The 19,942-nt window shown below is 63.6% G+C and carries 19 protein-coding genes; 11 read left to right on the forward strand and 8 right to left on the reverse strand.

Annotated elements, in window-relative coordinates; genetic code table 11:
* The first annotated feature begins 62 nt into the window (after nucleotides 1-62).
* From dapC to cls, 6 genes are all read left to right on the forward strand, one after another.
* On the forward strand, nucleotides 63-1,280 hold the full coding sequence (gene dapC / locus KHO31_RS01245; protein ID WP_201073240.1) for a succinyldiaminopimelate transaminase: 1,218 nt from the start codon (nucleotides 63-65) through the stop codon (nucleotides 1,278-1,280).
* Nucleotides 1,281-1,363: 83 nt separating this feature from the next.
* Nucleotides 1,364-2,191 (forward strand): 2,3,4,5-tetrahydropyridine-2,6-dicarboxylate N-succinyltransferase, encoded by an 828-nt coding sequence (dapD, locus tag KHO31_RS01250; protein ID WP_201073241.1) that lies wholly within the window; start codon nucleotides 1,364-1,366, stop codon nucleotides 2,189-2,191.
* Nucleotides 2,191-2,556: an ArsC family reductase gene (locus tag KHO31_RS01255; protein ID WP_074283086.1), complete on the forward strand. Its 366-nt coding sequence runs from the start codon at nucleotides 2,191-2,193 to the stop codon at nucleotides 2,554-2,556. Before dapD ends, KHO31_RS01255 begins: the two co-directional genes overlap by 1 nt.
* 196 nt (nucleotides 2,557-2,752) lie before the next feature.
* Nucleotides 2,753-3,892 (forward strand): succinyl-diaminopimelate desuccinylase, encoded by a 1,140-nt coding sequence (gene dapE, locus KHO31_RS01260; protein WP_201073242.1) that lies wholly within the window; start codon nucleotides 2,753-2,755, stop codon nucleotides 3,890-3,892.
* A gap of 16 nt (nucleotides 3,893-3,908) precedes the next feature.
* On the forward strand, nucleotides 3,909-4,793 hold the full coding sequence (gene prmB, locus KHO31_RS01265; RefSeq protein ID WP_201073243.1) for a 50S ribosomal protein L3 N(5)-glutamine methyltransferase: 885 nt from the start codon (nucleotides 3,909-3,911) through the stop codon (nucleotides 4,791-4,793).
* Nucleotides 4,794-5,045: 252 nt separating this feature from the next.
* The gene (gene cls, locus KHO31_RS01270) at nucleotides 5,046-6,485 is read left to right on the forward strand and encodes a cardiolipin synthase (protein ID WP_211622547.1); all 1,440 of its coding nucleotides are present in this window, start codon (nucleotides 5,046-5,048) and stop codon (nucleotides 6,483-6,485) included.
* A 120-nt stretch (nucleotides 6,486-6,605) separates the two neighbouring features.
* Here cls and KHO31_RS01275 read toward each other — a convergent pair whose 3' ends face one another.
* The gene (locus tag KHO31_RS01275) at nucleotides 6,606-7,085 is read right to left on the reverse strand and encodes a glutathione peroxidase (protein WP_211622548.1); all 480 of its coding nucleotides are present in this window, start codon (nucleotides 7,083-7,085) and stop codon (nucleotides 6,606-6,608) included.
* 136 nt (nucleotides 7,086-7,221) lie between these two features.
* Here KHO31_RS01275 and KHO31_RS01280 point away from each other — a divergent pair, with 136 nt between their 5' ends.
* Nucleotides 7,222-9,156, forward strand: coding sequence for an ATP-binding cassette domain-containing protein (locus KHO31_RS01280; protein ID WP_201085100.1), 1,935 nt, complete (start codon nucleotides 7,222-7,224; stop codon nucleotides 9,154-9,156).
* A 145-nt stretch (nucleotides 9,157-9,301) separates the two neighbouring features.
* Entirely contained in the window at nucleotides 9,302-10,372 is a 1,071-nt protein-coding gene (locus KHO31_RS01285) for a CaiB/BaiF CoA transferase family protein (protein ID WP_201073424.1), read from the forward strand.
* Nucleotides 10,373-10,461: 89 nt separating this feature from the next.
* Here KHO31_RS01285 and KHO31_RS01290 read toward each other — a convergent pair whose 3' ends face one another.
* From KHO31_RS01290 to alr, 3 genes are all read right to left on the reverse strand, one after another.
* Nucleotides 10,462-10,740, reverse strand: a complete 279-nt coding sequence (locus tag KHO31_RS01290) for a DUF2866 domain-containing protein (RefSeq protein ID WP_074283080.1) — start codon at nucleotides 10,738-10,740, stop codon at nucleotides 10,462-10,464.
* A 143-nt stretch (nucleotides 10,741-10,883) separates the two neighbouring features.
* Nucleotides 10,884-12,260 (reverse strand): DNA repair protein RadA, encoded by a 1,377-nt coding sequence (radA, locus tag KHO31_RS01295; RefSeq protein ID WP_201073249.1) that lies wholly within the window; start codon nucleotides 12,258-12,260, stop codon nucleotides 10,884-10,886.
* 5 nt (nucleotides 12,261-12,265) lie between these two features.
* Nucleotides 12,266-13,336: an alanine racemase gene (alr, locus tag KHO31_RS01300; RefSeq protein ID WP_201073251.1), complete on the reverse strand. Its 1,071-nt coding sequence runs from the start codon at nucleotides 13,334-13,336 to the stop codon at nucleotides 12,266-12,268.
* A gap of 218 nt (nucleotides 13,337-13,554) precedes the next feature.
* On the opposite strand from alr, the gene lplT reads away from it, so the two are divergent.
* Together lplT and thiD are read left to right on the forward strand one after the other, a co-directional pair.
* Nucleotides 13,555-14,862 (forward strand): lysophospholipid transporter LplT, encoded by a 1,308-nt coding sequence (lplT, locus tag KHO31_RS01305; RefSeq protein WP_201073253.1) that lies wholly within the window; start codon nucleotides 13,555-13,557, stop codon nucleotides 14,860-14,862.
* A gap of 68 nt (nucleotides 14,863-14,930) precedes the next feature.
* The gene (thiD, locus tag KHO31_RS01310) at nucleotides 14,931-15,737 is read left to right on the forward strand and encodes a bifunctional hydroxymethylpyrimidine kinase/phosphomethylpyrimidine kinase (RefSeq protein ID WP_201085099.1); all 807 of its coding nucleotides are present in this window, start codon (nucleotides 14,931-14,933) and stop codon (nucleotides 15,735-15,737) included.
* 147 nt (nucleotides 15,738-15,884) lie between these two features.
* Here thiD and KHO31_RS01315 read toward each other — a convergent pair whose 3' ends face one another.
* Genes KHO31_RS01315 through tsaB form a run of 4 tightly spaced genes read right to left on the reverse strand, consistent with a single transcriptional unit; the run spans nucleotide 15,885 to nucleotide 19,261 of the window.
* Nucleotides 15,885-16,898, reverse strand: a complete 1,014-nt coding sequence (locus KHO31_RS01315) for a DUF1853 family protein (RefSeq protein WP_211622550.1) — start codon at nucleotides 16,896-16,898, stop codon at nucleotides 15,885-15,887.
* Nucleotides 16,895-17,959: a uracil-DNA glycosylase gene (locus KHO31_RS01320; RefSeq protein ID WP_201085097.1), complete on the reverse strand. Its 1,065-nt coding sequence runs from the start codon at nucleotides 17,957-17,959 to the stop codon at nucleotides 16,895-16,897. The genes KHO31_RS01315 and KHO31_RS01320 overlap by 4 nt, the downstream gene beginning before the upstream one ends.
* Nucleotides 17,946-18,440, reverse strand: a complete 495-nt coding sequence (gene rimI, locus KHO31_RS01325; protein WP_064266022.1) for a ribosomal protein S18-alanine N-acetyltransferase — start codon at nucleotides 18,438-18,440, stop codon at nucleotides 17,946-17,948. Before rimI ends, KHO31_RS01320 begins: the two co-directional genes overlap by 14 nt.
* Complete coding sequence (gene tsaB / locus KHO31_RS01330) at nucleotides 18,437-19,261, reverse strand: tRNA (adenosine(37)-N6)-threonylcarbamoyltransferase complex dimerization subunit type 1 TsaB (protein WP_201073258.1); 825 nt, start codon at nucleotides 19,259-19,261, stop codon at nucleotides 18,437-18,439. The genes rimI and tsaB overlap by 4 nt, the downstream gene beginning before the upstream one ends.
* 161 nt (nucleotides 19,262-19,422) lie before the next feature.
* Between tsaB and KHO31_RS01335 the strand changes: the two genes are divergently transcribed.
* A complete protein-coding gene (locus KHO31_RS01335; protein ID WP_201073259.1) occupies nucleotides 19,423-19,692 on the forward strand; it encodes an acyl-CoA-binding protein in 270 nt (89 codons plus the stop codon).
* Nucleotides 19,693-19,942 lie beyond the last annotated feature (250 nt).

Below are 19,942 nucleotides of genomic sequence, written 5' to 3' on the forward strand. Positions count from 1 at the left end.
ACGGTCAGCATGCGTGCCCAGCATTCCTCTGCGCCCATCTTCGATCAGGCTCGATCCGCCCAGTGAACCCGCTACTCGACTCCCTTCAGCCCTATCCGTTCGAAAAGCTGCGCGCGCTTTTCAAGGACGTCACGCCGCCGGCCGGCCTCGCGCACATCAGCTTCGGCATCGGCGAGCCAAAACATCCCACGCCCTCGCTGATTCGCGACGCGGTAATTGCTTCGCTCGGCGGCTTGTCAGCCTATCCTGCGACCATCGGCTCGCAGCCGCTGCGTGAATCGATTGCGAAGTGGGTCACGCAGCGCTATAACCTGCCGCCGGTCGATCCGGCCACCCAGGTGCTGCCCGTGTCGGGCTCGCGCGAGGCGCTTTTTGCGCTCGCACAAACGGTAATCGACCCCAAGCTTACTGCCGACGGCGAACCTGCGATCGTACTCTGTCCGAACCCGTTCTACCAAATCTACGAAGGCGCGGCGATTCTGGCCGGCGCGCAGCCGTACTTCGTCAATAGCGACCCGGCGCGCAACTTCGCCTGCGACTATTCGGCGGTCCCGGCCGACATCTGGGCGCGCACGCAGCTGCTGTACGTGTGCTCGCCGGGCAATCCCACCGGCGCGGTGCTCACGCTCGACGACTGGCGCGAACTGTTCGCGCTGTCGGACCGCTACGGCTTCGTGATCGCCTCGGACGAGTGCTACTCGGAAATCTACTTCGACGAAGCCAATCCGCCGCTCGGCGGTCTGGAAGCGGCCCACAAGCTCGGCCGCGGCTTCGAGCGTCTCGTGATGCTGTCGAGCCTGTCCAAGCGCTCGAACGTGCCGGGCATGCGCTCGGGCTTCGTGGCGGGCGACGCGGCGATCCTGAAAGCTTTCCTGCTATACCGGACATACCACGGTGCGGCCTTGTCGACGGTGTTCCAGAATGCCAGCATCGCGGCCTGGAATGACGAAACGCACGTGCGCGAGAACCGCGCGAAGTACGTGCAGAAGTTTTCCACCGTGACGCCGATGCTCGCCGAGGTGCTCGACGTACGCCTGCCGGACGCTGCGTTCTACCTGTGGGCAGACGTCTCGCGCACCGGCCTGTCGGACACCGAGTTCGCCCAGCGCCTCTACGCCGACTATAATGTGACGGTTCTGCCGGGCTCGTTCCTCGCGCGTACTGCGCACGGCGCGAACCCCGGCCGCAATTTTGTGCGCATGGCGCTCGTCGCCGATGTCGACGAATGCACGCAAGGCGCACAACGGATCGTCGATTTTTGCCGCGCGCTCGCGGGCTGAGTTTTTCGCGAATTTTTCGAATTCAGCAACCCCGCGCACCGCATTCCCTTCTTCAGACTTCAACTCTTCAGAAAAGCACGCATATGTCGCAACAACTTCAGCAGATCATTGATACCGCCTGGGAAAACCGCGCCGAACTGTCGCCGAAAGCCGCTCCGGCCGACGTGCGCGAAGCCGTCGCCCACGCCATCGAGCAACTGGACAAGGGCGCGCTGCGCGTCGCCGAAAAGAAGGACGGCGACTGGGTCGTCAATCAATGGCTGAAGAAAGCCGTGCTGCTGTCGTTCCGCCTGGAAGACAACGTGGTGCAAGCGGCGGGCGGCTACTCGCAGTTCTACGACAAGGTGCCCTCGAAGTTCGCCAACTACACGGCTGAAGACTTTGCTGCAGGCGGCTTCCGCGTGGTGCCGCCCGCCATCGCACGCCGCGGCTCGTTCATCGCGAAGAACGTCGTCCTGATGCCGTCGTACACCAACATCGGCGCCTATGTGGACGAAGGCACGATGGTCGACACGTGGGCGACTGTCGGCTCGTGCGCGCAGATCGGCAAGAACGTCCACCTGTCGGGTGGCGTGGGCATTGGCGGCGTGCTGGAGCCGCTGCAGGCGAACCCGGTCATCATCGAAGACAACTGCTTCATCGGCGCGCGTTCGGAAGTGGTGGAAGGCGTGATCGTCGAAGAAAACTCGGTAATCTCGATGGGCGTGTACCTCGGCCAAAGCACCAAGATTTATGACCGCGAAACCGGTGAAGTCACGTACGGCCGCATTCCGGCGGGCTCGGTGGTGGTGGCGGGCAACCTGCCGTCGAAGGACGGCTCGCACAGCCTGTACTGCGCCGTGATCGTCAAGAAGGTCGACGCCAAGACGCGTGCGAAGGTCGGCCTGAATGAGCTGCTGCGAGGCGACTGATGGCACGCGGCACCAAGACCGTCGTCTACGGCATCCCGAACTGCGACACCGTGAAGAAGGCCCGTGTGTGGCTCGAAGAGCATGACGTCGAGTTCGAATTCCACGACTTCAAGAAACACGGCGTGACCGAGCCGCTCGTGCAGGACTGGCTGAAGGATGTGAAGCTCGACGCGTTGCTCAATCGTCGGGGCACAACCTGGCGCGGACTGTCCGACGACATGAAAGCGGCGGCGGACACGCAGTCGGGCGCGATCGCGTTGATGATCCACAAGCCGTCGGTGATCAAGCGGCCGGTGCTGGTGGTCAATGGAAAGGTCAAATCGCTCGGCTTCTCCGCGGACGAATACGCGGCGCTGTTTGCGTGATCTGATGCGCAAGATCTGAGGCGTGGGACCGGCTACAACGGTTCGAACGTCACGATCAAAGACTCGCATCAGTGCAAGATCGAACGCAACAAGAAGTAAAACGCGGCCTCGCCGCGTTGCTTAAAAGCTGTTGCCGGCTGCGGTGTCCAACCGCCAGCCGGCATTTTTTCATTTCAAAGTGGCTTGTACTGAATCCATGTCCGGCACCCTCGCCCTTACCGAACAACTGATCGCGCGCGCCTCCGTGACGCCCGACGACCAGCATTGCCAGCGTCTGCTGATCGAACGCCTGTCCGCGCTCGGCTTCGAGCACGAGACGATCGAATCGAACGGTGTGACCAATCTGTGGGCCGTCAAACGCGGCGTCGACGGCACGCGCGGCAAGCTGCTCGCGTTCGCCGGCCACACGGACGTCGTGCCGACTGGCCCGCTCGAACAATGGCACTCGGCGCCGTTCGAGCCGACCCATCGTGACGGCAAGCTCTATGGCCGCGGCGCAGCGGACATGAAGGCGTCGATCGCCGGCTTCGTGGTGGCCAGCGAGGAGTTCGTCGCGGCCCACGCCGCCCATCGCGGCTCGATCGCCTTCCTGATTACGAGCGACGAAGAAGGCCCCGCTACCGACGGCACCGTCAAGGTCGTCGAAGCCCTGCAGGCGCGCGGCGAGCGCATGGACTACTGCATCGTCGGCGAACCGACGTCGAGCGCTCAACTCGGCGACATGGTGAAAAATGGCCGGCGCGGTTCAATGTCGGGCAAGCTGATCGTCAAGGGCGTGCAAGGCCATATCGCCTATCCGCATCTGGCGAAAAATCCGGTGCATCTGCTCGCGCCCGCCTTGGCCGAGCTGGTCGCCGAACGCTGGGACGACGGCAACGAGTACTTCCCGCCGACCACCTGGCAGGTTTCGAACATCCATAGCGGCACCGGCGCGACCAACGTGATTCCTGGCCATGCGGACGTGATGTTCAATTTCCGCTTCTCGACGGCAAGCACGGTGGAAGGCCTGCAGGCACGCGTCCATGCGATCCTCGACAAGCACAATCTTGAATACGACCTGCAATGGACCGTGAGCGGCCTGCCGTTCCTCACGCCGCGCGGCGATCTGTCGAATGCGCTCGCTAAAGCGATCAAGGACGAAACCGGCGTCACGACCGAACTGTCGACCACCGGCGGCACCTCGGACGGCCGCTTCATCGCCCGCATCTGCGAGCAGGTGATCGAATTCGGCCCGCTGAACGCCAGCATCCACAAGATCGACGAACATATCGAAGTCGCACACATCGAGCCGCTGAAAAACGTGTATCGCCGCGTGCTCGAACAACTGATCGCCTGACCAAGGAATTACTGCGATGACGCTCCCGTTTTCCACTGTCCGCGACCTGCTGCGTTTCGCGGTGTCGCGCTTCAACCAGGCCGAGCTGTCGTTCGGCCACGGCTCGGCCAACGCCTACGACGAAGCCGCTTATCTGATATTGCACACGCTGCATTTGCCGCTCGATCTGCTGGACCCGTTTCTCGACGCACGCCTCTCCGCCGCTGAAATCGACGCCGTGCTGAACGTGATCGAGCGCCGCGCCGGCCAGCGCGTGCCGGCGGCGTACATCACGCAGGAAGCGTGGATGCACGGCTTCCGCTTCTACGTGGATGAACGCGTGATCGTGCCGCGTTCGTTCATCGGCGAATTGCTGCAGGACGGTCTGCAACCGTACGTGGAAGATCCCGAGCAGGTCAGCGCCGTGCTCGAACTGTGCACCGGCTCCGGCTGCCTCGCGATCCTAGCCGCGCACGCCTTCCCGAACGCGGATATCGATGCCGTCGATCTCTCCGCACCTGCTCTGGAGGTCGCCACGCGCAACGTCACGGACTACAAACTCGACGACCGCGTCGCCCTCTTCGAAGGCGATCTGTACGCGCCGCTCGCCGAGCGCCGCTACGACGTGATTATCAGCAATCCACCGTATGTGAACGCCACCTCGATGCAGGAACTGCCCGCCGAATACAAGCACGAGCCGGACATGGCTTTGGCAGGCGGCGCGGACGGCATGGATATCGTGCGCCGGATCATCGCCGAAGCGCGCAACTGGCTGACCGCAGACGGCGTGCTGGTGGTCGAGATCGGCAACGAACGCGCGAATGTCGAAGCGGCATTCGGCGGCCTCGATCTGGTCTGGCTGTCGACGAGCGCCGGCGATGACAACGTGTTCCTGATTCAGGCCGCGGATCTGCCGGTCTGACTTTTTATCGCTGGATCGCTTTATCGCGCGACACGCGCGGCGGACGTTCATTGCCTGCCGCGCGTGTCGCGCCGCCTCGCCGCACACGCCAGTACCGTGCGTCTCTCCCCCGCCCCGCATTCGCGGAATCCACGAAGAAGCTGGACCGTCACGCCCCTCAACGCACGTACGTTCGGTAAGATAGGCGCGGTCGGCTTTCCGCTGTGCTGTCAGGCAGCCGCTGACAGCACATTGCCAACCCTTCGTCCGCCTATGGAATTCGACCTGCTTCATATCGGCCCGCTGGTCGCCCTCGCCCATATTCTCGGCGTGGTGGCAGCGTGCCACGCGATTCTGAACACCCGCACGTCGCAAGGCGCGATCGCATGGGCCGTATCGCTGGTCGCCATGCCCTATCTGACGCTGGTGCCGTACCTGTTCCTCGGTCGCAGCAAATTCCAGGGTTATGCAGACGCTCGTCGCATCGAAAACGAATTGCTGCGCACACGCGCCCATCCTCAGGAATGGGACACGCGGGCCTCCTCGGCAGGGCTGCCTACCCAGGAACTTGGCGCGAGACTTGTGCATTCGCTTACGCGCCTGGGTGGCATGCCGTTCCTGCCGGGCAATTCCGTACGCACACTGGTGAACGGAGCCGCGACTTTCGAGGCGATTTTCGAAGCGATCGAAGGCGCACGCAAATACGTAATCGTGCAGTTCTTCATCGTGCGCGACGACGCGCTCGGCGAGATGCTCAAAGACGCGCTGATCGCGAAAGCGCAGCAGGGCGTGCGCGTCTACTTCCTGTACGACAGCATCGGTAGTTTCGATCTACCCCACCGCTACGTGGCGACGCTGCGCGCGGCCGGCGTGGAGACGCACCCGTTCGCCACCAATCGCCGCTTCGTCAACCGCTTGCAATTGAACTTCCGCAATCACCGCAAGATCGTCTCGGTGGACGGCGAGCGCGCGTTTGTCGGCGGACACAACGTCGGCGTCGAATATCTCGGTGGCAAACCGCCGCTGTCGCCGTGGCGCGATACGCATATCGAAGTGCGCGGCCCAGCGGTCGCCAGCATCCAGTTCGTGTTCACTGAGGACTGGCACTGGGCGACCCAGCAACTGCCTGCGTTCGAGATGCCCGCCTTCCAGCCAGACGACCAGGGCATGCACTGCCTCGTCGTGCCAAGCGGTCCGGCCGACAAGCAGGAGACCTGCTCGCTCTTCTTCGTCGAAGCGATCAATGCGGCACGCGAGCGGATCTGGATCACCACGCCTTATCTGATACCCGACGAAGCTGTATTCGCCGCGTTGCGACTGGCCGTGCTACGCGGCGTGGATGTGCGGATTCTGATTCCGTGCCGGCGCGATCACCGCGTGGTGTTCGCAGCCTCGAAACTGTATGCGTACGACTCACTGCGCGCGGGCATCCGCATCTTCCGCTACCAGCCGGGCTTCTTGCATCAGAAGGTCGTGCTGATCGACAGCGCGGCGGCGGCCATCGGCAGCGCCAATCTCGACAACCGCTCGTTCCGGTTGAACTTCGAAATCATGGTGCTGACCGTGGACCGCGGCTTCGCCAGGGATGTCGAAGCGATGCTGCTCAAAGACTTCGCGGAGTCGCTCGAAATCGACCGCACCGAGTACCGCAACGCGAGCGCGCTGCGGCGCGTTTTGATGCACGTGGCGCGGTTGTTCTCGCCGATCCTGTAGCGCCCCCTGCTGCTGCGCCACCGAGACCGGCCCGGCATCAACTCGGGTTTGAGCGCTCGCTCGTGCGCGGCCTCCAGCTCCAGCTCTCAGCTCGTGGCGAACCTCCGGCTGCGCCGCGTGTTACAACTGTTTTTCAATGTCTTCGACAACCGCCTCGGGCTTGGTCAGCGGCGCGTAGCGCTTCACCACATTGCCGTCGCGGCCGATCAGGAACTTGGTGAAGTTCCATTTGATCGCTTCGAGTCCCAGCAAGCCCGGCGCCTCGCCCGTCAGATAGCGGAACAGCGGATGCGCGTTGGCGCCGTTCACATCGATCTTGTCGAACATCGGAAAGGTCACGCCGTAGTTCTTTTCGCAGAAACTGCCGATCTGCGTGGCGTCACCCGGCTCCTGCTTGCCAAACTGGTTGCACGGAAAACCGAGCACCGCGAGTCCGCGCGCCGCGTAAGTGTCAAAAACCTTTTGCAGACCCGCGTACTGCGGCGTGAATCCGCATTCGCTTGCCGTATTGACGATCAGCAAGACCTTGCCCTGGTAGCGCTCGAGGCTCACTTCCTCGCCGCCGAGCGTACGTGCAGAAAACGAATAAATCGATGTCATATGCTCTCCCCCGTGAAAGTCGTCAGTCTATGCCAAAAGCTTCACCGGTACAGTCGGCCGAATGGCCGATCCCGGTTGAGCGCCCGGTGTCAGCCCCGGCAGTCTAAAATAGCGTTTTTCTCCAGCCGGCCTCTTCGTGATCCGCTTTAACCAGTTCAGCCTCGCGCGCGGCACCAAGCCGCTCTTTGAAAACACCACGTTCACCCTCAACCCCGGCGAGAAGGCCGGTCTGGTGGGGGCGAACGGCGCGGGCAAGTCGACGCTGTTTGCCGTGCTGCTCGGCGAACTGCACGCCGACGGCGGCGATTTCGCCATGCCGCCAAACTGGCAGATCGCCCACGTCGCGCAGGAAACACCCGCCGCCGACAAAACCGCCCTCGCCTATACGCTCGACGGCGACGCCGCCTTGCGCACCATCGAAGCACGCATCGCCGAAGCCTCGGCCGCACATGACGGCGCCGCCGAAGGCGAAGCGCACGCCGCGTTCGCCGACGCTGACGGCTACACCGCGCCCGCCCGCGCCGAGGCTTTGCTGCTCGGCCTCGGCTTCACGCTCGAACAAACGCGCGAGCCGGTCAGCAGCTTCTCGGGCGGCTGGCGCATGCGGCTGAATCTGGCGCAGGCGCTGATGTGCCGCTCCGACCTGCTGCTGCTCGACGAACCGACCAACCACCTGGATCTCGACGCAATCGTCTGGCTGGAAGACTGGCTGCACCGTTATCCAGGCACGCTGATCGTGATCTCGCACGACCGCGAATTTCTCGATTCGGTCTGCAACGTCACGCTGCATCTGGAGCATCAGCAGATCAAGCGTTACGGCGGCAACTATTCGCAGTTCGAAATCCTGCGCGCGCAACAGATCGCTCTGCAGCAGAGCGCGTATGAGAAGCAACAGCGCACGGTCGAGCATCTGCAGAGCTACATCAACCGTTTCAAGGCGCAGGCCACCAAGGCACGCCAGGCGCAGAGCCGCGTGAAAGCGCTCGAAAAGATGGAGTTGATCGCACCGGCGCATGCGTCTTCGCCGTTCACGTTCGAATTCCGGACGCCCGATTCCGCACCGAATCCGATGATGGTGATGGAAGACGTGCGCTGCGGCTATCGTGGTGAAGACGGCGAAATTCCAATCGTCGACCACGTGATGCTGTCGATCCAGAATGGTCAGCGCATCGGCCTGCTCGGCGCGAACGGCCAGGGCAAGTCGACGCTGATCAAAACGCTCGCCGGCACGCTCGAGGCGCTTGGCGGCCATGTGCGCGAAGGCAAGGGTCTGCGCATCGGCTACTTCGCGCAGCATCAGCTCGAAACGCTGCGCCCGGACGACACGCCGCTGCAGCATCTGGCGCGTCTTGCACCGGATACGCGCGAACAGGAATTGCGCGACTTCCTCGGCAGTTTCAACTTTTCCGGCGAGATGGCGACCGCGAAGATCGCGCCCTTCTCGGGCGGCGAAAAAGCACGTCTGGCACTCGCGCTGATCATCTGGCAAAAGCCAAATCTGCTGCTGCTCGACGAGCCGACCAACCACCTGGATCTCGAAACGCGTCACGCGCTGACCATGGCGCTCGCACAATTTGAGGGCACACTGATTCTGGTGTCGCACGACCGGCATCTGCTGCGCGCCACCACCGACGTATTCATGCTGGTCGCCAAACACCGTCTGCAGGAATTCGACGGCGATCTCGACGACTACCGTGACTGGCTGCTCCAGCATGCCGCGGAACAACGCGCGGCGCTGAAAGCGGGCACGGCGTCGAACGATGCGGATAGCGCGGACAGCGGCGTCAATCGCAAGGAGCAACGCCGCCTCGAAGCGGAAACACGCCAGAAGCTCGCGCATCTGAAAAAGCCGCTGCAAAGCCGCATCATGAAGATCGAAAAGGAAATGGACGTGCTCAACGCGGAAAAGGCGACCCTCGATGCGTTCGTCGTCGATCCGGCCAGTTATGAGCCCGAGCAGAAGAGCAAACTGACGGAGGCAATCCGCCGTCAGGCAGATGTGAACGCGCGCCTCGAAACGCTCGAAGCCGATTGGCTCGAGACTCACGAGGAACTCGAACAAATCGGCTAGCGGCAGGCTGTTCCCGGACCGCGCCGGCATCGATCGGAGGTAGCCCTTGTCACCCGTGAGCTCGTCAGCGTCTTCGTCTGAATCTGTATCCGAGGCGTCAGTCGCGCCGTCAGTTGCGCCGTCATCCGTGGCAGCGCCCGGTCCGCTGCAAGGCCTGCGCGTACTGGACCTGACGCGCCTGTTGCCCGGTCCGGTGGCCGCCTTGCGGCTTGCGGAACTCGGCGCCGACGTGCTGAAGATCGAAGCGCCCGGTGCGGGCGACCCCACCCGCACGATGATGCAGTCGTCGGGAGACCGCGTGGCAGGCCGCCCCGGCGCGTTTTACCGCCTGGTGAATCGCGGCAAGCGCGAGACGCGCCTCGACCTCAAATCGGAAGCGGGGCGCAATGTATTGCGCGCACTCGCTGCGGAAGCGGATGTGCTGATCGAGAGTTTCCGGCCCGGCGTGATGGAGCGCCTCGGCATCGGCTACGAAACCCTGCGCGCGGTCAATCCGGGGCTGGTCTACTGCGCGATCAGCGGTTACGGCGCGAGCGGTCCCTTTGTCGACCATGCCGGTCATGATCTGAACTACATCGGCTACGCGGGCGTGCTCGATCAACTGGCGGGCCGCGACGGTGCGCCGATTCTGCCGAATTTCCAGATTGCCGACCTGCTCGGCGGCGCATTGAGTGCAGTGACGCAGATTCTCGCCGCGCTATGGCATGTGTCGCGCGGAGGGGACGGCCGCTTCGTCGACGTATCGATGACGCATGTCACGCATGCTCACAACGTCGTCGCGCAAGTGGCGCTCGCCAACGAGGGCGCCGCGCCGGCCGCCGGCGCTGGTCTGCTGAACGGCGGCGTGCCCTGCTACAACCTGTACCGGACGCTCGATAAGCGCTGGCTCGCTGTCGGCGCGCTGGAACTGAAGTTCTGGGAAACGCTGTGCATGGCGCTGGACCGGCCCGAATGGGCGACGCGCCACTGGAGCCTCGGCCAGGCGATTGGCGGCCCGGATGCCGCCGCATTGACGCAGGAGTTAGCCGAGCTGATCGGCAAGCGCCCACTGGAAGAATGGGTCCTGCTGCTGGAATCGCTGGACTGCTGCGTCTCGCCGGTACTGACCCCGGCTGAAGCCGCGCAGCACCCGTTGTTCAATCCACAAGCGTGCGCGGCAATGAACGAAGACCAGAAAGGAAACGATGCCGGGTACGATGGTCGTCATCACGGTTAAGCGCTATTGAAGCGTGGCGAAGGTTAAGCCAAGGCCAAGCTACGACTTGAATTCAGGCGGTGCAGGCCAATGCCCCACTGCCCCGTACCTCAGCGCCGCACCGCCGTCTGCCGCGGCAAAACCTGGCGCGGCGTTTGTTCGTCGTCGTACAGGAAATGCTTGCGGCCTTCCACGTGACGGTTGATCGTCGCGCGCACTTCGGCGGCCGTGACATCTTCGGCCACTACCCGGCGGGAAATCTGTCCCGTCGTATCGATCCACTCGACAATCCGGCAAGCGCCGCCCCAGGGCTGGCGAATAGGCTCGGAGACGCGGCAGCCGCGCACCTGCATCGGCCGCTCGGCCACGGTTTCATAAGACTGTTTCAAGGTGCGATCCTTTTTCGAGCATCAGAAGGGATGCAATACCCTGCCAGCTTAGGAAAAAGGAATGTCGGGTAGGTTACAGCCAATATGGAGATATTTACTGACCATTACGGACCGTAGGGGCCCCGCCGACGCGGGAGCCCCGTCTATTCAAGCGTGCGAACCCGATCGATGGCCTGTTCGATCCGTTCGACCGCAACAACTTGTAAGCCTTCAATCGGCTGTTTGGGGGCATTGGCCTTCGGAATGACCGCGACAGAAAACCCCAGCTTGGCCGCTTCCTTAAGACGGTCCTGACCACGCGGCGATGGCCGGATTTCGCCGGCCAGTCCCACTTCGCCGAATACAACGAGCCCCTTGGGCAGCGGCTTGTTGCGCATCGAAGAGTGAATCGCGAGCAACACGGCCAGGTCGGCCGCCGGCTCGGTGATCTTCACGCCGCCCACTGCGTTCAGGAACACGTCCTGGTCGAAACAGGCGATGCCGGCGTGCCGATGCAACACTGCCAGCAGCATCGCCAGGCGGTTCTGTTCCAGTCCAACGGCCAAGCGCCGTGGATTCGGCGCGTTAGCCGAATCCACCAGCGCCTGCACTTCGACCAGCAGCGGCCGCGTGCCCTCCTGCGTGACGAGCACGCACGACCCCGCAACGGATTGCTCATGCTGCGACAGAAACAACGCCGACGGATTGGCGACGCCGCGCAAACCGCGCTCGGTCATCGCAAAGACGCCGAGTTCGTTGACCGCGCCGAAGCGGTTCTTGATCGCGCGCACCAGACGATAGGACGAATGTGTGTCGCCCTCGAAATACAGCACCGTATCGACGATGTGCTCGAGCACGCGCGGCCCCGCGAGCGCACCTTCCTTGGTGACGTGTCCGACCATGATGATCGTGGTGCCCGACTGTTTGGCGATGCGCGTCAATTGCGCCGCGCACTCGCGCACCTGCGCGACCGAACCAGGCGCTGAGGTCAGCGCGTCGGAATAAACGGTTTGAATCGAGTCGATCACCGCGACGTCCGGCCGCTGCTCGGCGATCGTCGCCTGAATTTTCTCGAGCTGGATTTCCGCGAGCAGTTGCAGCTCGCTGGCCTTCGAGCCGGGCTCCAGCAACGAAAGCCGTTGCGCGCGCAACGCGATCTGCGCAGCCGATTCTTCGCCGCTGATATAAAGCGCACGTTTATCCGCGGCGATTTCGGCAAGCGACTGCAGCAGCAGCGTCGACTTGCCGATGCCGGGGTCCCCGCCGATCAGCACCACACCGCCCGGCACCAGACCGCCGCCCAGCACACGGTCGAACTCGCTGACGCCGGTCGAAAAGCGCGGCACGTCGGACGCGTCGATATCGGCGAGACGCCGCACCGGCGCGCTCTTCGCGAGCGACTGGAAGCGATGCGTAGACGGCGTCTCCGCCACCGATTCGACCAGCGTGTTCCACGCATTGCATGACGGGCACTGCCCGGCCCACTTCGGCGACTGGCCGCCGCATTCACTGCAGACGTACAACGTCTTCTGTTTAGCCACGCGCCTTACTCCGCGCGCACTGGCACGCGCGGCGCCACCGCGCACATCAGCTCATAGCCAATCGTCCCGCACGACTGCGCGACGTCGTCGATCGGCAGTGACGGACCCCACAGCTCGACTCGCGAACCGACGTTGGCCGTCGGGACTGGCGTCAGATCGACGGTCAGCATGTCCATCGATACCCGTCCGACGATCCGCGTGCGTACGCCGTCGACGATCACCGGTGTGCCTTCCGGCGCGACCCGCGGATAACCGTCCGCGTAACCGCAGGCCACCACACCGATGCGCATCGACCCGCGCGCCTTGAACGCCGAGCCATAGCCGACCGTATGGCCTTCGGCGAGCGTCTGCACGGCGATCAGTTCAGAGGTGAGCGTCATGGCCGGTTGCAGGCCGGTGCCTGCAATCGCGGCCGTCACGCCCGAGGGTGACGCGCCGTACAGGATGATGCCCGGCCGGACCCAGTCGAAGTGTGCTTCGGGATGCCACAGCGTCGCCGCCGAATTCGAGAGGCTGCGCGCGCCGGCAATACCTTGCGCGCCGCGTTCGAACGCTTCCATCTGATGCGCGATACCGCGTTCGCCGTCGGCATCCGAGAAATGGGTCATCAACGTGATCTGGCCGACGCCCTGGCAGGCCCGCGCACGCTCCCACGCGGAGCGGAATTTTTCCACCGTGTAACCGAGGCGGTTCATGCCGGTGTTCATCTTCAGCTGGATATTGACCGGCTTGGACAGGCGCGCCATTTCGAGCATGCGCAGCTGTTCGTCCGAGTGCAGCGCCGTGGTCAGGCTGTAGCGGTCGATCACGTCGATATCGGTCGGACGGAAGAAGCCTTCGAGCAACAAAATCGGGCCGGCCCAGCCCAATTCGCGCAACTTCACGGCTTCTTCGAGGTCAAGCAGACCAAAGCCGTCCGTTGCACGCAGACCGGGAAAAGCGCGCGCGAGGCCGTGTCCGTAGGCGTTTGCCTTGACGACGGCCCAGATCTTGGATTTTGGTGCATAGCGCCGGGCGACGGCGAGATTATTGGCGAGTGCGGCTGTATGAATCGTGGCTGAGAGGGGGCGCGGCATGGGTAATTTTCGTAAAGACGCTTGCGAATCAGGAGCTTACAGGGCGTTTTCAGCGCTCGGCGGCCCGCTGGGCGGTGCGATCAAGGATTTTGCTAGTCCGAATCCAGCTATTTTCGTGATATAAAGCCGTGCGCACAACCCATTTCGAACGGCATAAGCCCGGACGCTTAGCACACGGCCGGGGCGGACAGACCGCAGCGAGGACAGCATCGCATCAGATGAAAAAAGGTTTTTACACCATCATGGCCGCGCAGTTTTTTTCGTCGCTGGCCGACAATGCGCTTCTGATCGCTGCTATCGCACTGCTGAAAGATCTCCACGCCCCGAACTGGATGACGCCGCTGCTCAAGTTGTTCTTTGTGCTGTCGTATGTCGTTCTGGCCGCCTTCGTAGGTGCCTTCGCCGACTCCCGTCCAAAGGGACAGGTGATGTTCGTCACCAATACCATCAAAGTAGTCGGTTGCATCACGATGCTGGTGGGCGCGCATCCGTTGCTCGCCTATGGCATTGTGGGTTTCGGCGCGGCGGCCTACTCGCCCGCCAAATACGGCATTCTCACTGAACTGCTGCCGCCTGACCGACTGGTCGCCGCGAACGGCTGGATTGAAGGCACCACCGTCGGCTCGATCATTCTCGGTACGGTGCTCGGCGGCGCGCTGATCAGCCCTCACATTGCCGCGCCGATCCTCCGGCACCACATCCCCACGGTCAATACGCCCGCTGAAGCGGCGATGCTGGTGATCATGGCGATCTACGTGATCGCGGCGCTCTTCAATTTGCGCATTCCCGACACCGGCGCACGCTATCCAAAACAGGAACGCGGCCCGATCAAGCTCGTCACTGATTTCGCCGACTGTTTCCTCGTGCTGTGGCGTGACAAGCTCGGTCAGATCTCGCTCGCCGTCACGACGCTCTTTTGGGGCGCCGGCGCGACACTGCAATTCATCGTGCTGAAGTGGGCCGAAGTGTCGCTGAGCATGTCGCTTTCGGAAGCCGCAATTCTGCAGGCGGTGGTGGCGGTCGGCGTGGCGGTCGGCGCGATTTACGCAGCCTCGCGCGTGCCGTTGAAAAAATCGCTGACGGTACTTCCGGTCGGCATCATGATGGGCATCGCCGTGATGCTGATGGCCTTCTATACACGCGATCTGTTCCCTAGGCATTGGGGTCTGTATTTCGGCCACGTGCACCTGCCGGGCTATCTGATCTTTGCGTATATCTTCTTGATGATCGTCGGCGGCCTGTCGGGCTTTTTCGTCGTACCGATGAATGCGCTGCTCCAGCATCGCGGTCACGTGCTGCTGTCGGCGGGTCACTCGATCGCCGTGCAGAACTTCAACGAAAATCTCTCGGTGCTCGTGATGCTGTGCCTATACGCAGTACTGGTGTGGCTCGACGTGCCTGTCGCCGCGGTGATCGTGCTGTTCGGCACCTTCGTCTGCGTGATGATGTGGTTCGTGATGCGGCGCCACCAGGCAAATCAGCGCGCGTTCGACTCGGTCGCGCTGATCGGCGAAGTCAAGCACTGACCCGCGGCGGGCAGCGCGCTTAATTCCCGCGCTTACTGCCCGCGCCTTTCCCCTTTCCTCGCTTTGCCATGACTCAACCCATTCCCAATGTGCTGACGATCGCCGGTTCCGACTCTGGCGGCGGCGCCGGCATTCAGGCCGATCTGAAAGCTTTCTCGGCGCTCGGCGCTTATGGCGCGAGCGTGATCACCGCGCTCACCGCGCAGAACACGCGTGGCGTCACGGCGATTCATGCGCCGGATCCCGCCTTCATTACAGCGCAACTCGATGCGGTGTTCGACGACATCCGTATCGACGCCGTGAAGATCGGCATGCTGGCGAATGCGCCGATCGCGCGCGCGGTCGCCGATGCGCTGCGGCGGCACAAGCCGAAGCACATCGTGCTCGACACGGTGATGATTTCGAAGAGCAATCACGCGCTGCTGCTGCCAGATGCGGTCGCGGCCGTCCGTGACGAGTTGCTGCCGCTGGCCGATCTGCTGACGCCCAATCTGCCGGAAGCAGCGGCCTTGCTCGGCATGCAAGCTGCCACCGACGAAGCCGGCATGGTCGAACAAGGCGAAGCGCTGCGCGCGCTCGGTGCGCGGGCGGTACTGATGAAGGGCGGCCATTTGAGCGCGGTGGACAGTCCCGACTGGCTCGTACAGGACAGCGGCACGCTGCGCCTCGGCGGCCCGCGCGTGCCGGTGAAGAATACCCATGGGACGGGCTGCACACTGTCGTCGGCAATTGCGGCGCTGATTCCGCAGCGCGACGATCTGGCGAGCGCCGTCGCCGACGCCAAGCTGTATCTGACCGGCGCGTTGCAAGCGAGCGATCGACTCGACGTCGGCAGCGGCGTCGGGCCGGTGCATCATTTTTATCGATGGTGGTGAAGGGCTGAACGGAAGCCGCCCACGGCTGCACCAAACAATGCCGCAGGCCGTTCGATTCAAATGCCGGGTTCAACGGCGAATTGGATCAGCGCTCAGCAGCCACGGATGGGTACAGCCCCTCGCCGATGTCACCAACCACACGTCCTGCTATTGCCGCGCGTAGATCTGCGCCTGCTCTGACCAATCGTCCGGCACGATGAAGCCGCGCGACAGTTCTGCAAGATTGCCTACGCCGTCGTTGGCGAACGCCGCGACCATTGTTGGTCCATGCTGATGTGAGGTTTGTTCGGCAAGCGTCTGCTGATCGACGAAAGCAAACCCTGCGGCCTCCGCCTCCCCCTTTCCATAACGCCTCGGCGCAAGCCATTCCAGCCGCGGTAGCACGCGCCACATGTGCGCATGCGCCGCGGCAAAGTCCGGCCAATCCTTGCGGGTCACCCACCAGCCACGTCCATGCGACGGATCGAGCTCGGCGGGATCGGCAGGCGTCTCGCCGGCGCGATAGAACAACCAGCCTTTGATGAACATCTGCGGCGTCCACGGCCCTGCATAGCCGATGGATGCAAACTCGTCGCGCGCGCTCAACGGCAGTTGGTGATTCAGCAGATGCGCGAGCTTCAGATCGAAGCGGTCTTTCAGATTCGGACCGACGTAATCGGCTAACCGCGCCGCGGGCTGCGCGTGGCTTTCGCCTGCATGCAGATAGCACTTCACCGCCAGCTCCCAATGCAAGCGCGCGCCCTGCTGCGTCTGCACGAGAAAATCGCATTCACCGAGCGTCACGCCCGCGCGCCGCAAGGGCACACCGGCCGCGACCAGCCGCGCCGCCGGTCCATATTGCAGGAACCATCCAAGCAGCCGCTCGGCGTAGCGGCCAAGACGCGTCATACGCGTCGCGGTGAGATCGCTATGCAAGCCGGCCGGATCGGCGTCAAGCGCACGTAACCAGTCGACGGTTGCAGCAGCTTCCTGCTGCGATCCGAAAGGACTAGCAAGCGCGCCCACGGGTGGTTGCGCGCGCAACAAATTGGCACTCAGCAGCACCCACGCGAGATCGCGCACGGCCGGGTCACGCAAAGTGTCGAGCAGCGTCTCGAGGGCTACGGCGGATGTGACGGGCGCGGCGGCGAGGCGCGCCGCCGGTCCGCTTGCGTCCGTCACTTTGCCGCGCTGGACGGCACGCCGCCCGCCGCGAGCCACGTATCGCGCGCGAGACACAGGTCTGCCCAGGCCTTCGCCTTGTCCGGCAGGCTGCGCAGCAGATACGCCGGGTGATAGGTGACGATGACCGGTACCCCTTCGTATTCATGCACGCGGCCGCGCAGCGACGAAATGCTCGCGTCAGTCTTGAGCAGGCTTTGCGCGGCGAAGCGGCCCAGCGCGACAATCAGCTTCGGCTTGACCAGCGCGACCTGCCGTTGCAGATAAGGCTCGCAACGCGCGACTTCGTCCGGCTCGGGATTGCGGTTGCCCGGCGGCCGGCACTTGATCACGTTGGCGATATAGACGTTGCGTTCGCGCGCGAGCGTCAGCGAACGCAACATATTGTCGAGCAGCTTGCCGGCCTGGCCGACGAATGGCTCGCCCAGGCGGTCTTCGTTCTCACCCGGGGCTTCGCCGATCAGCATCCAGTCGGCGTTGCGATCGCCGACGCCGAATACCGTGTTCGTGCGTTTCTCGCACAGACGGCAGCGTTCACAGGCAGCGACCCGCGCGCTCAACGCGTCCCAGTCGAGGGTCTGGATCGAGGGCGGCTCGGGTGTCTCGGCGCGCGCGTCGGTGCCGGGGTGCGTGGGTAGATCGTCGAACCAGGCGAAATCGTCGTCGGGCGGTATTTCAACCGCCGGTGGCTCAGGGGTTCGGGTCGGCTGGGAAGGCGGGCGCGCTTCAACCAGCGCTTGCATCCGTCCTTGCTGCCCCTGCTGTTGTGCCGACGGCTCACGCCGGTCGCCCTGATCACGTGCCTGCATGGCCTGCGGCGAATCGGCCTGCTGAGCTTCACTGACACGAATCGCAGGCCGGCGAGCGTCCTCGGCCAGCGCGGACGGCGACAACTCACGCTTCGTCGCAGGTGGATCGTCGCGACGCGCTACAGAAGCGGTTGCCGAAGCAACGCCCTGCTCGATCGCGACTTCGACCGCCGCCTCCTGCACCGCCATCCCGCGACGCACCCAGAGTGGCGCAAGTCCAAACTCTTCCAGTACCGATTCATGCAGCGCCATCTGCGCCCTCCGTGGCAAACGAGAAACGCATCACGATGGCGTCCTCCCGGCTGCGGTGCCGCGCCGGATAATAGTTTTTTCGCCGGCCAATCGACGCAAAGCCGAAGCGCTCGTAAAGCCGGATAGCCCGATGATTCGACGGCCGCACTTCGAGCAACAGGCCTTCGAGTTTTTCGGCGCGCGTAATACGCACCGCTTCGCGCAGCAGCGCGAGCCCGGCACCGGCGCCTTGCGCGGCGGGCGTTACGCACAAATTGAGCAGATGCATTTCATCGACCACCGGCATCAGCACGCAATAGCCAATCAGCGTGCCTGTTACGTGGCGCAGGCAGATGCCGAAATAGCCGTTGCGCAGCGAGTCGCCGAAATTGCCGCGGCTCCAGGGGAACTCGTAGGCAATCTTTTCGATAGCCGCGACCTCGTCCAGATCGCCTTCGGTCATCGGCGACATATAACGGTCCGCCAGCAACACACCGCTCATTGCCGGCCCTCGCCTTGATCCGCGTCATGTGCCAACCTGGCGGCAGCCTGCTCGGCCTTGGCGGCTTTCTCGGCCTTTTCGGCAACGCGCTCCGCGGTGGTCTGGGCAACCTTGTCGCGAACGTATTCCGGCGCGGCCTGATCGGCGGGCACGATACGTCCGGCGCGAAACGCGCGCAGCGCCACGTGCGCGAGCGGCACCGCGTGCGGCAGCGCTTCGCCGTCGACGGTTCGCGCAGCCGCGACAGCGGGCAGCCGCGCGCCGAAAGCGGCAGCAGCATTACCGGCCAGGGTAAAGGGGACGTCGGGCAAAACAAGCCGCTCCGGCGCGTCGAGCGAAGCCGGCTGAAGCGTGCGCCATTCGCCTACGGCTTCGTCCCATGCGTAGTCGGCCCAATAGATCTCGTCCATCCGGGCGTCAAGCGCAGCGAGCACGCGGGTCGCCGACGGATCGCGCAACCGTGCGCTTTCCGCGCAGGCCAGCAGCGTGCTGACCGGCACGACCGGCAGGTTCAGGCCGAACGCGAGGCCTTGAGCGACGCCCGTCGCGGTGCGCAGCCCTGTGAACGAACCGGGGCCCGAGCCGAAGGCGATAGCGTGGCAGTCCGCCAGCTTCAGGCCGGCTTCGTCGAACAGTTCGCGAATGGCGGGCAAGAGGCGCGTACTGGAGACTGCGCCGGTTTGCTCGTGGCGTACCCAGATCCGGGGTTCGGCACGGGCCGGGTTCGCTGTCTGGCTCGCCGCGCCGCCGACGGCGGACAGGAGCGCTACCGAGCAGAATTCGGTCGAGGTATCGAGGGCAAGAAGCACAGTTTGAGTCATGGACCGTATTGTAATCGGCACGGCGCGTGCGGATGCGGTTTTGGGTAGGTCCGCCGGGTGGCAATCGGTGTTTGGAATAAGCCCTCGGCTCCGCGACAGCATGCAGTTGTTATGATCATCAGCCCAGCCAGAACCAACCCCGCCAACCGGGCAAAACCACCATGACAGACATCAACGCACAATTCGTCCAGGCCCAGGAAGATGCCAAGCAACTGACCGAGCGTCCGGGCAACCTCACCCTTCTGCGCCTCTACGCCCTCTTCAAGCAGGCCACGGAGGGCGACGTCCACGGCGACAAACCCGGCTTCACCGATATCGTCGGCAAATACAAGTACGATGCGTGGGCCGCACTCAAAGGCACCGCTCAAGACGCCGCGAAGCAGCAATACGTCGAACTGATCGAAGCCCTCAAGAGCGGCGCCGCGGCCTGAATCTGGCCCCGTAACGAAATCCGTTGTCGAAACGGCAGGCCGGGAACATCGGCCTGGCTTGGCCACGGCAAGGCAGTTAGCCCAGACAGCCCCCCGGTGGCCTCTTGGGGAGCCACATGGCCAGACCCGCGAGGAAGCCCTTAAGCCGATTCGAGCAGCCAAACGAAAGTTTTCCGCCAGGAAACGTCTTAACGGTGGCGCAGTGCAGCAAAACTCTATATAATGCGGCCTGCGCTTCACTGCTTTGCCC

This window comes from Paraburkholderia domus, assembly GCF_905220705.1.
In the GTDB taxonomy this organism is placed as follows: domain Bacteria; phylum Pseudomonadota; class Gammaproteobacteria; order Burkholderiales; family Burkholderiaceae; genus Paraburkholderia; species Paraburkholderia domus.